The following is a 15,260-nucleotide window of genomic DNA, read 5'->3' as shown; positions in this document are numbered from 1 at the left end:
GGGTTTAGCATGCAAGCAGTAATTTATGGCAAGCAAGTGATCATGCACATTCTAAACTCTCATCAAGAAAAATTGCAAGAAATCTATCTTTCTAAAGAAATAGACAAAAAGCTTTTTTTCGCGCTCAAAAAAGCATGCCCTAATATCATCAAAGTGGATAATAAAAAAGCGCAAAGCTTGGCTAAGGGGGGGAACCATCAAGGGGTTTTAGCTAAGGTGGAACTGCCTTTAGCGGTTCCTTTAAAAGAGATTAAAAAAGCTCAAAAACTTTTGGTGCTTTGTGGGATTACGGATGTGGGGAATATTGGGGGTATTTTTAGGAGCGCGTATTGTTTAGGAATGGATGGCGTTATTTTAGATTTTGCTAAAGAATTGGCTTATGAGGGGATTGTGCGATCCAGCTTGGGGCTTATGTATGATTTGCCTTTTAGCGTTGCGCCTAACACGCTGGATTTAATCAATGAATTGAAAACGAGCGGGTTTTTATGTTTGGGTGCGAGCATGCAAGGCTCTAGTCAAGTAGAAAATCTATCCTTAAAAAAATGCACTCTTTTTTTGGGGAGCGAGCATGAGGGGTTGTCTAAAAAAATCCTCGCTAAAATGGACACTATATTAAGCGTAAAAATGCGAAGAGATTTTGATTCGCTCAATGTGAGCGTGGCAGCAGGGATCTTAATGGATAAAATCAACTAGGTGGTCAATTGAATGGAACAGCATAAAAAAAGTTTAGAAAATTTAGATCTTACTGATGTTCAAAACATTTCTAAAGATATTTCTGGTGCGGCATTGGAAGAATTATCGCTTAAAAATTTAGATAAAAATTTGCAAATTTTAAAAGAAGTTGGAGTAGCAGAAATTTGCAAGGCGACTAAAATCGCTTCTAAAAATATCCATTCTATCTTGGAAAAACGCTATGAGTCTTTATCAAGGGTGCGTGCTAGGGGCTTTATACAAATTTTAGAGCGCGAGTATAAAATTGATTTGAGCGCATGGATGAAAGAATTTGACAAAGTGTGTGTTTTTAAAGAGAGCGTGAGTGAAGAGAAAAATCAAGAAACAGATCCTGAAGAAACAGCAAAAAAACCCCTTAAGGTTGAATTGGATTACAGCATCAATCAAGCCAATACTTCATTATCCAAAAAATCTTCCAAATGGAAGCCCTTTGTTTTGATTTTAGGGGTGATTGTCATTGTTTTGGCGGTCGTTATCATTCAAAACAGCTCTTCTTTAAAAGAAGAAAGAGAGCAAGAAAGCGCTATTAAATCCGGCACTAAAAAGAATTCTTTCAATAAAGCTAATCTTGCAGAAGAAAACAAGCCAGAGACAACGCCTAAGCCAGAAGAAAAACAAGAAAAACAAACAGAACAAGACAAGCAAGAAAAAGAAGCGATCAAAGAATATCCTAATACCATTTATATTATCCCTAAACGAGATATTTGGGTGGAAGTGATTGATTTAGATGAGAAAAAAAACTCTTTTCAAAAAGTTTTTAAAAAAAATTATTCTTTAGAGACCAAAAACCACCGCTTGTTGTTGCGTTTTGGGCATGGGTATCTTATCCTTAAAAACAATAATCAAGCACAAAATTATAACGATAACAAAGCTAGGCGGTTTTTATACGAGCCAGCTAAAGGCTTGACGCTCATCAATGAGGCCCAATACAAAGAACTCCAGCAATGAAAAACCTTTTTTTAGCTTTTATTGTTGGGGGAACGCTATTAAGCGCTGATGCTTTAAACGATAAGATTGAGAATTTAATGGGGGAGCGGGCTTATCATACGAACAAGCTTTTTTTAGAGCGTTTGTTTAAAAATCGTAAGGATTTCTATGCAATGGGGCGTTTGGATTCCTTGAAACTGCTCAACACTCTCAAAGAAAACGGGCTTTTGTCTTTTAATTTTAACAAGCCAAGCATGTTAAAAATCACTTTCAAGGCTTCAAGCAATCCCCTAGCGTTTGCCAAAAGCATTAATAATTCTTTGAGCATGATGGGGTATTCGTATGTTTTGCCCATTAAAATGCAAAGCTCTTTGGGCGAGAATATTTTTTCATACGAGCTTAAAACGGAATACGTTTTAGACCCTAACATTTTGATAGAGACAATGAAAAGGCATGGTTTTGATTTTACAGATATTAGACGGGTGTCTTTAAAAGAGTGGGAATACGACTTTTCTTTACAAGAAGTCAAGCTTCCTAGTGCGAGAGCTTTAGTTTTGAGTAGCGATCCTGTGGAGTTTAAGGAAGCGAGCGGGAAATACTGGCTGAGCGTGAATCAGAATGCGTATTTAAAAATAAGCTCTAATAACCCTTTATGGCAACCCAAAGTGATCTTTTATGATGAAAACTTAAAGATCATTCAAATCATTGCTAAAGAAAACAGACAACAAGAAATCGCTCTTAATTTGCTTGATGGCGTGCGTTTTATCCATATCACTGACGCAAAAAACCCTATCATTTTAAAAAATGGGATTAGCGTGGTTTTTGATGCGATGCCTTAAGTAGGGGATAACCTTATTGACTGGAATAAAACAGCTTACTAATAAGCCCAGATTCTCATTTCTATAAAAAGGACAGCCCACCAATTAATAAACCATACAAAAAATAAATGCGCTAGTGTGTGTAGAGCACCAAGCAATAATGAAATAAAGTGCTACTAACAATAGAAATTCCAAGGCGAGTTTTAAAGATTTTATCTTTTTGCCAAACGCCATTGTAATGACAAAAAATGAGAAAAAATACACGCTTGAAGATGCAAAATGCCTACCCCTATTCCTTAAAGACCAATTCCTAGAAAAGCGGCTTTTGATTTTTCATGTGTAACCATGGGATTTCTTTCTTTTTTAAAAATACCATTAGACCTAACTTTTGTATTGTAAAATGAGAACGCTTTCATTCAACACGCCGATAAAATGATAGCAAGGAGTGAAAAATTTGGCTTTGCTTTTATTGAGCGTTAGTTATAAAAAAATATTGCATTTTTTAAGATCGGATAGTAAAGAGCTTATTCAAGCGGTATTTTTAAAGCGTTCTTTAGGGGGAATTTTAGTTGTAGGGGGGAATTATTTCAAAATACCCCTTATTTCTTTAAGAGAATGGGTTTAAAATAAAGTTTAAACACACAATGTTTTTTATAGATCTAATTCATGCTCTCCACAAACGAACCAAGCGACATTAATTTTTGATAGCGGTTGTCAAGGAAATGAGGATCTTGTTGGATAGTCCTTAGAGCGTCCAAAAAATACTCTTTGATCGTGTTAGCGGCTGAAAATTTGTCTCTATGAGCCCCTTTGCTAGGCTCTAAGATAATATCATCAATAAGCCCTGCTTCCTTTAAATCTCTAGGCGTGATCTTCATCGCTTTAATAGCCACTTCAGTCTTGCTAGGGTCATCCCAAAGAATCGCCGCGCAACCTTCTGGGGATATAACGCTAAAAATGGAATATTCCATCATAGCCAATTTGTCAGCCACCGCAATCGCTAGCGCGCCACCACTGCCCCCTTCACCGATAATTACAGAAATGGTAGGGACTTTTAAGGAAGCGAATTCCTGGAGGTTTTTAGCGATCGCTTCACTCTGACCTCTTTCTTCTGCGCCAATCCCCGGATACGCCCCGGCTGTATCTACGAGCATCAAAATAGGCAAATTAAATTTTTCAGCAAATTTTGCCATTTTCAAAGCCTTACGATAGCCACAAGGGTTAGGCATGCCAAAATTCCTTAAGAGCTTGTTTTTAGTCCCTCTGCCCTTTTCTTCTCCGATCACCACAACCGGAACATTATCAATTTTCCCTATAAAACACACGATCGCTTTATCATCGTTATAGTGCCTATCCCCAAAGACTTCATACTTATCTTTTAAGATCAAATCAATGTAATCCATAGCGTAGGGTCTGTCAGGGTGTCTTGCTAATTGGAGTTTTTGAAAATCAGTGAGATTGGAGTAAATGCTTTTAACTTCTTTGTCCAATCTTTTTTCTAAGATTTCTTTAGCATCTTCATCGCCTCTAATAAGGGCTAATTCAATTTCATTTTGAATCTCTTTAATATGATTTTCAAAATCTAAATAAATGGCCATTCAAAATCCTAACTTTGTAAAACTAGGCTTTTTTGAAAATCACAACACCATTAGTGCCACCAAAACCAAATGAGTTACTCATCACCGCACCCACTTGCTTTTCTCTGGCCGCATTAGGGATATAATCCAAATCACATTCTGGGTCAGGCGTTTCTTGATTGATGGTAGGAGGTAAGATCCCTTGATTCATGGCCATGATAGAAATAACGGCTTCTAACGCGCCCGCAGCGCCCAAACAATGCCCAATCTGCCCTTTAGTGGAGCTAACGGGAGGGACTTTTTCTTTAGAGCCAAACACATTTTTTAGAGCGATGCTTTCATACCAATCGTTATAATGCGTGCTAGTCCCATGAGCATTCACATAGCCTACTTCCACTTTCGCCATTTCTAAAGCCATTTTCATGGCTCTAAAAGCCCCTTCACCCTCAGGAGCCGGGGCTGTGATATGGTTAGCATCGCCGCTCTCGCCATATCCGGCAAATTCTGCATAAATTTTTGCCCCTCTTTTTTTCGCGCTCTCGTATTCTTCAAGCACTAAAGCCCCAGCACCTTCGCCCATTACAAAACCATTGCGATCCTTATCAAAAGGTCTTGAAGCTTTTTTAGGCTCATCATTCCTTGTAGAAAGGGCTTTAATGCTCGCAAACCCCCCAATCCCTACGGGACAAATGGTGGATTCCGCTCCCACGACTAGCATTCTATCAGCCCCATTAAGCAAAATGGTTTTAACGGCTTCAATAATGGCATGAGTGCCTGCTGCACAAGCCGTTACGCTAGAGAGATTAGGCCCTTTAATGCCAAACTCAATGGAAGTGAAACCACCAATCATATTCACTAACGCAGAAGTGATAAAAAAGGGATTGACTTTTCTAGGGCCTTTTTCAAAACAAAAAATGGAATTCGCTTCAATATTGCCTAACCCACCAATCCCAGAGCCAGAGCTTACGCCCATGCGATTTGCCAATTCTTCAGGGCATCTATTGTGAGCGTCTAAAATCCCACTATCTTTCATCGCCTCTCTTGTGGCTTTCAAGGCTAATTGAATGAAACGACCCGCCTTTTTAACATCTTTGGGATTCATCACCTCTGTAGGGTCAAAGTCAGTGATTTCTCCAGCGATACGCACAGGAAACGCGCTCGCATCAAAACTTTCTATGTTTTTGATACCGCATTCCCCTTTAGCGATCGCTAAAAAAGAATCTTCTTTATTTAAACCTAGCGAATTGATCATTCCCATTCCAGTTACTACAATCCGACGCACCAATAGCTCCTCATTTCAAAACTTTAATTCAGTGAAACCGCCCCTTTCTAAAAGTAAGGGGCTTCCTAACTAAAGCATTCCATTGAATGCTAACACGAAAGGCTTTGTTCTTTATAGTCTGCATGGATATTTCCTACCCCAAAAAGACTGGTGGTATTTTAATCTCTTTTAGCTTGAATATAGCCTAACAGCTATGCACTTGCACCTTGCACCCTAAAGGACAGAGTTTTTTGCACTGTTGGGATAAAACTAGATTTTAGCTAAAGCCAAATTTTTGACTAAAACCTGGAGAAAACGCTCCAAGTTAAAAAGATTAAGCTAGTTTATTATCCTCAATATACTTCACCACATCGCCCACATTGACGATTTTTTCCGCTTGCTCATCAGGAATTTCAATGCCAAACTTTTCTTCTAACGCCATGATTAATTCCACGACATCTAAAGAGTCCGCACCCAAATCCTTCACAAATTCCGCTTCTGGCGTAACTTGTGCTGCATCCACATTCAACTGCTCAGCAATAACTGCCTGAATATCTTCAAATAAAGCCATAATTAAAACTCCCTTGTTTTTGTAAAAATTAAATCAACCATCATTGGAGCGTTTATTTTTGCTCCAAAACATCTAAAATCCTATACAACAAATAAATTACAATGAGAAACAATATTAAGTAAATAATCCCCATTTGATAATAACCTCTTTGTTTTAGAATAACCTCATAATGTTAGCATGATTTTCGCCACTTACAAACTTTTATCGCTAAAAGAACCCTTTGTTTAGGACTACATATAAAGCCCGCCATTGACTTTGAGAGTCTCTCCAGTGATGTAACTAGAGTGATCGCTCAAAAGAAACGCTACCGCTTCTGCCACTTCTTTAGCAGACCCTAGCCTGTTTAAAGGAATGTTTTTAACATAATCCGCTTTGAGTTCATCTTTTAAAGTGGCGTTCATGTCGGTTTCTATAAAACCGGGCGTTACAGAGTTGAAACGAATATTCCTTAAAGCTCCCTCATAAGCAAAGGACTTGCTCATCGCAATCATCCCCCCCTTACTCGCTGAGTAGTTTGTCTGCCCCATATTGCCTCTTTCACCAATGATAGAAGCGATATTGACCACGCTCCCAAAACGGCTTTTGCTCATCACCTTTAAAGCCTCTCGGCAACCTATAAACGCTGAAGTGAGGTTATTGTCTATAACATGGTGAAAATCTTCTGTTTTCATTTTGATCGCTAATTTATCGCGCACCACACCGGCGTTATTCACCAAGTAAGACAAACCTCCATCGCTTTGGACAATGGTTTGTATCGCTTCAATAAAATCGCTTTCAGAAGCCGCATCAAATTTAATGACAGCTGCCTTATAGCCTTTTTCTTCAAGCTCATTTTTCAAAGCGTCAGCCACTTCAGCATTACTGCGGTAATTGATCCAAACTTTCAGCCCCATAGAAGCGAGAGTTTTGGCGATTTCGGCCCCAATGCCTTTAGAAGCCCCAGTAATGAGAACATTTTTCCCTGTGAATTGCATTATTCAATAGTCCTTAAATTTTAAATTTGTTCAAGTTCTTATAGTCTTGATTCATAACGCCTTAACATATAAAGACGCTTTAAAACCTTCTTTTTAGCGCTGATTTTTTGTTTTTTGCGTTTTTCAGTCTTAGACTCAAAGAACCTTCTAGCGCGGCATTCTGTTACCACCAAATTGCGATCGGTTTGCTTTTTGAATCTCCTATAAGCTTCATCAAACGCATCGCCTTCTCTAACCTTAATCCCTGGCATACTGCTATCACCTCTTTTCCATAGCTTAAAATCATTGCTTAACAATGGCTACAAATGAAATAGCATTATATAAGACGAATTAACTGGTTGTCAAGAATTTTCACTTTTTTCTAGCAATTTTGTTAATAAGGTTGTAAGGATCAAAGGCAACCGTCATATACACTTGGTAAGATTCTGACCAAGGCAAGCTCCTATCAAAGCCCCCACGCATCGCATTAAGCACGAAGTTGATGCGGACCGATGCGAAGTCGTTTTTCCAATTGTAATACAAATCAAAACGATTATACATGTTGGCTTGAAAGAATGGCACGCCGCGATAAATAGGCGTGGGGCAATAAGAAGGCGTGCAATACATTTCAACATACTGGTATTGGTTATAAAAAGGCATTTCTGGGGTCTTGGCGAAGAAAAATAAATTGTGTATTCCAAAGCCTTTATATTGAATCTCCACATCAAATTGCCCGCCCACGCTGTTCATAAAAGGCACATTTTTGTGAATTTGCCTTAATCGGCTTGATTCAGAAACCATACCAAAACTGGCGTTGAGTTTTTCCATAAAGGGGGCGATGTCTAAAAGGCTTGTCCCTATGTAAGCGTTAAAGTAGAGGCGATCCATAAGATAAATATTATTATTGTCAATCGCTTTTTTTTCATTAAACTGCATGCCATCAGCCCCATTCAAAAGGTATTTGTCTTCGTTATGGAACAAGACAAAATACCCTCCAATACCCAATAAATCCTTAAAGAAATTATAAGCGACAGAGCCGTTCATTTGAAACCTGTCCATTGCGTTCCCATAAGGGTTTCTTCCGAATTTACAAGTGTTGTAACAATTGCCTCCAAACCAATCTAGCATGAACTCCGCATGCCCATAATAGGGTTTTGAAGGCGAATAATGGTTTTGAAATTGCAATAAAAACCCTCTAGCGTTTGGATCTATAAACCAATAATAAGGGGCAAAAATATTCAAACCATACCTTCCTAAGAGGTTTTTCCTGGGAAAAATCCCACCATAAAAAGTAAAACGCTTCCCCCTAGCCTTATAATACATAGTAGGCCCCCAGCGGTAGGGAAAATTAGTGCTGTAGTTATGGAAGTTTTGAAAAAAATACGCCCCCACAGTAAGGCTTTGCTCCACACCTTTTGTATAAAATTGGATCCCAAAATTTGGAGTCAAACGGGTTTTAAGATTGGTGTTAGTATTGACCCAATAAGGCGTTGAGCCTTCATGGTCCATGATAAACATATTGAAACCCAAATTATATTTAAAAATATTCCAGTCAAAAGCGTAAGAATTAACCGCTAACAAACAGACCAGAAAAGAATGTTTTAAAAAGGTGTTTATTGCCACTTGTTACCCCTATGTCATCATTATTTTTGATAAAAAAGCTTATCTTGTAACAAATGGGTATTCTAGCACATCTAAAAATATTTTTCTTTAGATTTAATATAAAATGGCGTTTATTTCATGTTAGAATAGCCGTTATGATATTACTACACACTAACTAAAAAAGGAAATTTTAATGGAATTAGAAAATAAAAATATAAAACCCGGTCGTAAGCGTGTCGCTGTAGATGAGTTGAAACGCAATTTTTCAGTGACTTTTTATCTCTCTAAAGACGAGCATGATGTTTTGAGACGATTAGCTGATGAAGAAGTAGAGAGTGTTAATTCCTTTGTCAAACGCCACATTTTAAAAACAATCATTTACAAAAAAGGCGCTAACCAAGATTCTTCTAGTAGGCTTTAAGCCTACTTTAAGGCGTTCGCTCTTTAAGAGCAACACCCGCTAGAGCATTTAGTTTTAATCCCTACCGATGAGCGATTCATCAAACAAAACCCTTTCCCCTCTAAATAGCGTTTCGCATCAAACCCGGCCACAAACAAGCCTCCAGCAAATAACGCCAAATCTTTAACCACTAACCTTCCAGCCCCAGAAAGCCATGGGAAATGCTGATTGACAAACACTTCTGGCGTTGTGAATAAAAAAGATAGGGTCGTGATCGTCATTCCAGCGACAAGCAAGCCCCCAATCACGCCCATTAAAGGCATCCAAAGCCCTAAAAGCACCAAAATACCTAGGATCATAATCGTGATCCCTAAAGCTTCAGCCACTAAATAAGTGCGGTTTTCTTTATGCCATTCTTTGTTTTCAACGATTTTAGGGTCATCTTGCATTTCTTCTTGCATGGATTGGGATTCAGACATTTTGTGCTGTTTGTATGCGGGTTTTTCAAATTTATACATGAAAGAAAAGAAAGGGGAGTTAGCCACAAAAGGAGCGATCCCTTCGGCTTCATACGGCACAAACTTAAGCCCTCCAATCCAAATAAAAATGATAAAAATAGCTATATGCATCAAATAGCCGCCTAGATTCTGGAGTTTTGTAATCACTTCAAGTAATGATTTTAACGCTTGCATGGTTTTATTCCTTTAGGATATTTTTTATATTGCTAAAAACAGCTTAGAAATGATAGCGCATTATGTTTAATTACGACAAAATCATTACTATTACAAGAAATAACGATCAAAAACACCCATTTTCAAAAACACTCATGTCCAAAACACTCATGCCAATATAACGCACCGCACCTTTATAAAAAATTTCATCATTTTTTAAAGAAAGTTCTAAAGATTCGTTGCTTTTAGGGATGAGAGCGGCTTTTTCAGGCGTGTTATAAAAAATGCGCGCGGCGATAAAAACCGCCGCCATGCCCGTCCCGCAAGCTAGCGTGAAATCTTCAACCCCTCTTTCATAAGTTTGTAAAAAAATCGTCTCTTTATTTTCTATAAAAGCGATGTTAATATTAGCGTTAAACGCATGCCTTAAAGCCCTTAATTCCAGCGTGTTAAGGGAATTTAACCACTCTTTATTTTTCACAAATCCCACTAAATGCGGCACTCCTGTATCTATGAGGTAGAAAGTAGGGATATTTTCTAAAACGCTGTCGTTGGTGAAAAATTTTTCGCATCTTAAAGCGGGTATGGTGTCTAGGATTTTGTAGTTACCAAGATTGCTCTCTATGATATTGGGCTCTTCTATGCAAATAGAAATCTCTCTTTTTCCGGCTAAAAAAACATGGTTTTTAGAGGCTATAGCATGCTGGTAGGCAAATAACCCCACGCAACGGCTCGCATTCCCGCACATGCCAGCTTTAGATCCGTCTGAATTGTAAAAATCCCATTCGTAGTCATAATCCTTACTCGGTAAAACGACTACAAGCCCATCAGCCCCAAAACCCTCATGCCTATGGCACACCTGTTTGGCTAAATTTGAAAAATCTTTTTTTTTGAAGCTTTGAACGATTAAAAAATCATTCCCGCTCCCTGAATATTTGTAAAACACCATCTAATATAAGCCTTTTTGATTTTAATTATAAGTTAAAAGAGGTTTTTTATCCTTAAAAGAGCGTTTTTTAGCTAACATTTGATAATTTTTGGTTCAGTTTAATGGGGATAATTTTATGAAAGCTCAGTATTTCTTCTGGATTCTTTTTTTGATTGGTTTTTATTGGATGATCTATTTGTATCAAGATTTTTTAATGGACGCATTGATCGCTGGGCTTTTGTGCGTGGGGTTTTTTCAAGTGAAAGTTTTTTTAGATAAACGCTTTTTCAATATTGCCAGTTCGTTTTTATGCGTTTTGGTTTTAGCGAGCGTTTTGATCGTGCCGTTGTATTTTATTGTTTATAAAAGTTCTAATATCATTTTTGAAATCAATTTTGAAAAATTTTCAGCCCTAATCAAATGGCTTAAAGGGACAATTACCGAAAATTTATCGCATTTTCCCACCATTCATGATGGAGTGAGCAAGTTTTTAGAAAATTTTAACGCCACTTCAATCACGGGCTATTTGCTGAAAATAAGCAGCTATGTGGGAAAATACAGCTTGAAACTCATTACAGACGCTTTGTTTATCTTGGGGTTGTTGTTTTTCTTTTTTTACTATGGGGAGAGATTTTATCGTTATTTTTTGGGGGTCTTGCCTCTTGGAATCAATCAAAGCAAAAAGATTTTTGAAGAAGTGGCTGGGATTTTACGCATCGTGCTTTTAACTTCTCTCATCACGGTTATTTTAGAGGGCGTGGCGTTTGGGGCGATGATCGTATGGTTTGGGCATGACGGCTGGTCTTTAGGGATTTTATACGGCCTGGCGTCTTTGGTGCCGGCTGTTGGGGGGGCTTTGATTTGGATCCCCATAGCGATTTATGAGCTTTATCATGGGAATGTGAATGAGGCGATTTTTATCGCTTTGTATTCCATTTTATTGATTAGCGTGCTGATTGATAGCGTGATCAAGCCAATTTTAATCGTCTTCATCAAAAAAAGAATCTTTAAAACCACCCTTAAAATCAACGAAATGCTGATTTTCTTTTCCATGATTGCTGGGATTTCACAATTTGGTTTTTGGGGGATTATTGTAGGGCCTACTATCACGGCGTTTTTTATTGCGTTACTGCGATTGTATGAAAATTACTTTATCCAAAACGATCAAAAAGCATGCGAATGAAAGTCCTATGGCTCACAACGAAATTTTTAAAAATGATAAGAGTGAGTTATAGAAATAACCATTGAAGAATTTTCAAACACCTCATTCAATGCGAACGCAACTTTAAACCCATAATAGATACAAATTTCATTTTTTATAGCGGATCAAAGGGTAGGAGCAGTTTTTGCATAAAAGTTCTAACGCTTCGCCCTTTAAAAAATGGGTTTTGATAGCCATAGCTTTTTGGCTCTTTAAAACATCTTTTAAGGGCGTATGATTTAAATCCCCAAGGCTGATATTAGCTTGCGTGTCCATGCAGCACGGCACGACAACGCCATTAGATAAAATAGCGATTTGCTTGATTAATCCGTAACAATAGGGGATCTTTGATTTTTGGTTTAAGGGATTTTGGGCGTTCAAATTCGGCCATTTAAAGGTTTTTTGGATATTCAAAAAACTTTTTTTAAACAAACGAGCGCGCCCTTGCGTTTTTAAACCCTCTAAAGAAACACATTCAAAGCTTTCTAAAAAAGGCTTGATCAAATTCTGGTGTTTCTCAAGGGTGCTGTCTTGAATGCGTAAATTCAAAAACACTTCGCTGTTTTTTTCAAATTTGTAGCGGCAAAATTCTAAAATTTTTTGGATATAGCGGTGCTGGTTGATTTTGTTGTGATTGTCTAGCCCTGCGTCCAAAGAAATAGAAATTTGATAGATTGCATCGTGTAAAAGCGTCTCAAAATCGTGCCAATACACCCCACTAGTAACCAAATCCACTTTCAAAGAAAAGCGTTTAGCGGTGTTGAGATAGTGGTTTAAATTGTTGAGTTTGCAAGGATCGCCTAAGACATGCAAGGTGATAATTTGGGTTAAAAGGGCCGCTTCTTCACAAACTTTTTCAAACAATTCTAAGGGCATCACGCCTCTGATATTTTTGGGGTTAGGGCAAAAACCACATTGCAACCCGCAAATATCGCTTAACTCTATATAGATCTTTTTAAAAAGTTTCTTACTGGGTGTCAATTCAGAAAATAGTAACGCTTGTTTGAAAAGACACTAGACATTGAAGCGAAAATGCAACACATCGCCATCTTGAACGATATAATCCTTACCTTCAATGCGTAACGCTCCCTTTTCTTTCGCTCCGGCTTCGCCCTTATAAGCGATAAAATCATCGTAACTGATGGTTTCAGCTCTGATAAAGCCTTTTTCAAAATCCTTATGGATCACCCCAGCAGCCACAGGCGCGCTAGAGCCTTTTTTAATGGTCCATGATCGCACTTCCTTGACTCCAGCGGTAAAGTAATTGATCAAGCCTAATTCCTTAAAACTCAAACGAATGGTCTTTTCTAGCCCGCTTTCTTCTACGCCTAAACTTTGCAAAAATTCTTTGACTTCATCTTCACTCATAGAAACCATTTCTTCTTCTAATTTAGCGCACAAGGCAACAAACTCGCTATTTTGATCTTTGGCATAATTTTGGACTTTTTTAGCATGCTCATTGAGAGCGTTTAAATCTTCTTCGCCCACATTAGCGGCATAGATCATTTTTTTATTAGATAAAAAACGCAATTCCTTGTCCAATTCTAAAAAAGCCTCGCTTGCATTCAAAGGAAAAGTTTTTGCTGGCTTTAATTCTTCTAAATGCGTTTTTAAACTCAAAGCGCATTCTAAAAGATTTTTAGCGTCTTTTGAGCTTTTTAGGGCTTTTTGCAAGCGATCGATCCTTTTGTCTAAAGTGGCAATATCCGCTAAAATCAACTCCAATTCAATGATCTCTATATCGTTTAGGGGGTCAATTTTATCGTTCACATGCGTGATATTGTCATCTTCAAAACAGCGCACCACTTGCAAGATCACTTCGCATTCCTTGATATTGGCTAAAAATTGATTGCCTAAACCCTCCCCTTTGCTCGCTCCCTTAATCAATCCGGCAATATCCACAAATTCCACCACAGAATGCAAAATGCGTTCAGGCTTTATTATTTGAGCCAACGCATCAAGCCGCCTATCAGGCACATTCACGATGGCTTTATTGGGTTCAATGGTGCAAAAAGGGTAATTCGCGCTCTCTGCGTTTTGGGTTTTAGTGAGCGCGTTAAAGGTGCTGGATTTGCCCACATTAGGCAAACCCACAATGCCTACAGACAAGCCCATTTCAAGCCTTTTTCAAAAATTCTTCCACAAAAGCTGTGCATGCCCTAACCCCGGCCCCACTCGCTCCAAAGCTATTCACATCCCATTCTTTTTCCACATAAGCAGGGCCTGCAATGTCAATGTGTAACCACTTATCCTTAAACTCATCTCTAATAAATTCATTTAAAAACAAGCCCGCTGTGATCGCACCGCCATAGCGTGAAGAAGAAATATTGCACACATCAGCGATTTTAGATTCGATCAATTTCTTTAAATGGCGGTTAAAGGGGAGTTTGGCTAATAATTCGCCGGATTCTAACCCTGAAGTTTCAAAGAGATTTTTTAACTCTTCATTATGCCCCATGATCGCTGAAGTGAATTCACCTAAGCCCACAACGCATGCCCCAGTAAGGGTCGCAAAATCCACGATCACATCAGGGCTTAAGTCTTGAGCATAGCTCAAGCAATCCGCTAAAACCAAACGCCCCTCAGCGTCGGTATTGCGCACCTCTATGCTCTTGCCTTCTTTGGAGATTAAAATATCATCCGGTTTATAAGCGGCCGGGCCTATCATGTTTTCTGTAGCCCCAATAATGCCATGCACTTCAGCCTCCACGCCCAGTTTGGCTAACGCGTTTAAAAGCCCAATCACCGCAGAGCCACCGCCTTTATCCGCTTTCATGGTAACCATGTAATCGGCCGGTTTCAAGCTCAAACCCCCGCAATCATAAGTCAAGCCCTTACCCACTAAAGCGATTTTTTTCTTCGCTTTTTTGGGCTTATAGACTAGATGGATCAAGCGGGGAGGATTGACGCTAAGAGAGGCTTTATTGACCGCTAAAAAGGCGTTCATTTTCTTTTCTTCTAAAAATTTTTCATCATGAACATGGATTTCTAAATGGTTTTCTTTAGCCACTTTTTGCGCCACTTCAGCCATATAAACCGGAGTGCCAATCATAGGGGGGGTATTGACTAGATCCCTAACGATATTCAAGCTTTCTGTCATGATTTCAGCGTATTTTAAAGCTTCTTTAGCGCTCTTTTCTAAAGAATTTGCGCAAGTTTTTTCGCAAGGCTTGTGCAATTCTAAAGCGACGATTGCTTCTTTTAAAACGCTTTCTTTTTTGTTGGATTTAAAAGTGTCGTATTCATACAAGCCTAATTTCAAGCCCAAAAACAACGCTTTCAAGTTTTCTAAAAGCGCGTTATCTTTAGAATGCACTCCGCAAGTATAAACCCCTACTTTAACGCTTTTAAAAGCGAGTTTTTTAAGGGCACGAACGGCTAAACATGCGCTCTCTCTTAACAAATGCACATCGTCTTCTTTAACGCCCGCATACAAGATTTTATTTTCTTGGTCCAAAAACACGCCTTCGCCTTCGTATTTAAAGGTTTCTAGCAATTCTTTATTTTTGACCCAAGCGTGATCAAAATCCTTATTGATAATAAAAACCAAACCGCATTCAGCTTTTGCGTTTTCAAAGGTGGTTTTTTCTAATTTGATTTTCAACATAAAGTCTCCTTT

At 38.5% G+C, this 15,260-nt stretch carries 17 protein-coding genes and 1 pseudogene; 6 read left to right on the top strand and 12 right to left on the bottom strand.

Features of this window, described 5'->3' with window-relative positions; genetic code table 11:
• Nucleotides 1-9 precede the first annotated feature (9 nt).
• The 3 genes from rlmB to HPSH112_RS04140 are packed head-to-tail and all read left to right on the top strand — an operon-like array spanning nt 10 to nt 2,498.
• Nucleotides 10-693 carry a 23S rRNA (guanosine(2251)-2'-O)-methyltransferase RlmB gene (gene rlmB / locus HPSH112_RS04150; protein ID WP_001149302.1) on the top strand — a complete coding sequence of 228 codons (684 nt, stop codon included), beginning with the start codon at nt 10-12 and terminating at the stop codon, nt 691-693.
• A 12-nt stretch (nt 694-705) separates the two neighbouring features.
• Complete coding sequence (locus tag HPSH112_RS04145) at nt 706-1,680, top strand: hypothetical protein (protein ID WP_000434911.1); 975 nt, start codon at nt 706-708, stop codon at nt 1,678-1,680.
• Complete coding sequence (locus HPSH112_RS04140) at nt 1,677-2,498, top strand: hypothetical protein (RefSeq protein WP_000792854.1); 822 nt, start codon at nt 1,677-1,679, stop codon at nt 2,496-2,498. The genes HPSH112_RS04145 and HPSH112_RS04140 overlap by 4 nt, the downstream gene beginning before the upstream one ends.
• Here HPSH112_RS04140 and HPSH112_RS04135 read toward each other — a convergent pair.
• Nucleotides 2,457-2,807, bottom strand: a pseudogene (locus HPSH112_RS04135) (hypothetical protein). The gene HPSH112_RS04140 and the pseudogene HPSH112_RS04135 overlap by 42 nt on opposite strands.
• A gap of 115 nt (nt 2,808-2,922) precedes the next feature.
• Here HPSH112_RS04135 and HPSH112_RS08085 point away from each other — a divergent pair.
• A complete protein-coding gene (locus HPSH112_RS08085; protein WP_049760587.1) occupies nt 2,923-3,102 on the top strand; it encodes a hypothetical protein in 180 nt (59 codons plus the stop codon).
• A gap of 34 nt (nt 3,103-3,136) precedes the next feature.
• Here HPSH112_RS08085 and accA read toward each other — a convergent pair whose 3' ends face one another.
• From accA to HPSH112_RS04105, 6 genes are all read right to left on the bottom strand, one after another.
• Nucleotides 3,137-4,075, bottom strand: a complete 939-nt coding sequence (accA, locus tag HPSH112_RS04130) for an acetyl-CoA carboxylase carboxyl transferase subunit alpha (RefSeq protein ID WP_001029386.1) — start codon at nt 4,073-4,075, stop codon at nt 3,137-3,139.
• A 22-nt stretch (nt 4,076-4,097) separates the two neighbouring features.
• The gene (locus HPSH112_RS04125; protein WP_014534225.1) at nt 4,098-5,336 is read right to left on the bottom strand and encodes a beta-ketoacyl-ACP synthase II; all 1,239 of its coding nucleotides are present in this window, start codon (nt 5,334-5,336) and stop codon (nt 4,098-4,100) included.
• A gap of 313 nt (nt 5,337-5,649) precedes the next feature.
• A complete protein-coding gene (acpP, locus tag HPSH112_RS04120) occupies nt 5,650-5,886 on the bottom strand; it encodes an acyl carrier protein (protein ID WP_001163091.1) in 237 nt (78 codons plus the stop codon).
• 230 nt (nt 5,887-6,116) lie between these two features.
• A complete protein-coding gene (gene fabG / locus HPSH112_RS04115) occupies nt 6,117-6,860 on the bottom strand; it encodes a 3-oxoacyl-ACP reductase FabG (protein ID WP_001160832.1) in 744 nt (247 codons plus the stop codon).
• A gap of 38 nt (nt 6,861-6,898) precedes the next feature.
• Nucleotides 6,899-7,111: a 30S ribosomal protein S21 gene (gene rpsU / locus HPSH112_RS04110; RefSeq protein WP_001117778.1), complete on the bottom strand. Its 213-nt coding sequence runs from the start codon at nt 7,109-7,111 to the stop codon at nt 6,899-6,901.
• Between the two features lie 100 nt (nt 7,112-7,211).
• Nucleotides 7,212-8,462 (bottom strand): hypothetical protein, encoded by a 1,251-nt coding sequence (locus HPSH112_RS04105; RefSeq protein WP_000996919.1) that lies wholly within the window; start codon nt 8,460-8,462, stop codon nt 7,212-7,214.
• Between the two features lie 172 nt (nt 8,463-8,634).
• On the opposite strand from HPSH112_RS04105, the gene HPSH112_RS04100 reads away from it, so the two are divergent.
• Nucleotides 8,635-8,862, top strand: coding sequence for a ribbon-helix-helix domain-containing protein (locus tag HPSH112_RS04100; RefSeq protein ID WP_000418249.1), 228 nt, complete (start codon nt 8,635-8,637; stop codon nt 8,860-8,862).
• 23 nt (nt 8,863-8,885) lie between these two features.
• Here HPSH112_RS04100 and HPSH112_RS04095 read toward each other — a convergent pair whose 3' ends face one another.
• Both HPSH112_RS04095 and dapF read right to left on the bottom strand, forming a co-directional pair.
• Nucleotides 8,886-9,533, bottom strand: a complete 648-nt coding sequence (locus HPSH112_RS04095) for a YkgB family protein (RefSeq protein ID WP_001148294.1) — start codon at nt 9,531-9,533, stop codon at nt 8,886-8,888.
• A gap of 106 nt (nt 9,534-9,639) precedes the next feature.
• Nucleotides 9,640-10,461: a diaminopimelate epimerase gene (gene dapF, locus HPSH112_RS04090; RefSeq protein ID WP_000232456.1), complete on the bottom strand. Its 822-nt coding sequence runs from the start codon at nt 10,459-10,461 to the stop codon at nt 9,640-9,642.
• Between the two features lie 115 nt (nt 10,462-10,576).
• Here dapF and HPSH112_RS04085 point away from each other — a divergent pair, with 115 nt between their 5' ends.
• Nucleotides 10,577-11,623, top strand: coding sequence for an AI-2E family transporter (locus HPSH112_RS04085; RefSeq protein ID WP_000647319.1), 1,047 nt, complete (start codon nt 10,577-10,579; stop codon nt 11,621-11,623).
• 126 nt (nt 11,624-11,749) lie between these two features.
• On the opposite strand, the gene HPSH112_RS04080 is transcribed toward HPSH112_RS04085, so the two are convergent.
• From HPSH112_RS04080 to HPSH112_RS04070, 3 genes are read right to left on the bottom strand one after another with little or no spacing between them, the layout of a single operon-like run.
• Nucleotides 11,750-12,622: a radical SAM/SPASM domain-containing protein gene (locus tag HPSH112_RS04080; RefSeq protein WP_000188974.1), complete on the bottom strand. Its 873-nt coding sequence runs from the start codon at nt 12,620-12,622 to the stop codon at nt 11,750-11,752.
• Nucleotides 12,623-12,655: 33 nt separating this feature from the next.
• On the bottom strand, nt 12,656-13,756 hold the full coding sequence (ychF, locus tag HPSH112_RS04075; RefSeq protein WP_000524533.1) for a redox-regulated ATPase YchF: 1,101 nt from the start codon (nt 13,754-13,756) through the stop codon (nt 12,656-12,658).
• A gap of 1 nt (nt 13,757) precedes the next feature.
• The gene (locus HPSH112_RS04070; protein WP_000912792.1) at nt 13,758-15,248 is read right to left on the bottom strand and encodes a leucyl aminopeptidase; all 1,491 of its coding nucleotides are present in this window, start codon (nt 15,246-15,248) and stop codon (nt 13,758-13,760) included.
• Between the last annotated feature and the right edge of the window lie 12 nt (nt 15,249-15,260).

This window comes from Helicobacter pylori Shi112 (genome assembly GCF_000277405.1).
GTDB classification, from domain to species: domain Bacteria; phylum Campylobacterota; class Campylobacteria; order Campylobacterales; family Helicobacteraceae; genus Helicobacter; species Helicobacter pylori_C.
This window is presented reverse-complemented; position numbering and strand designations above follow the sequence as displayed.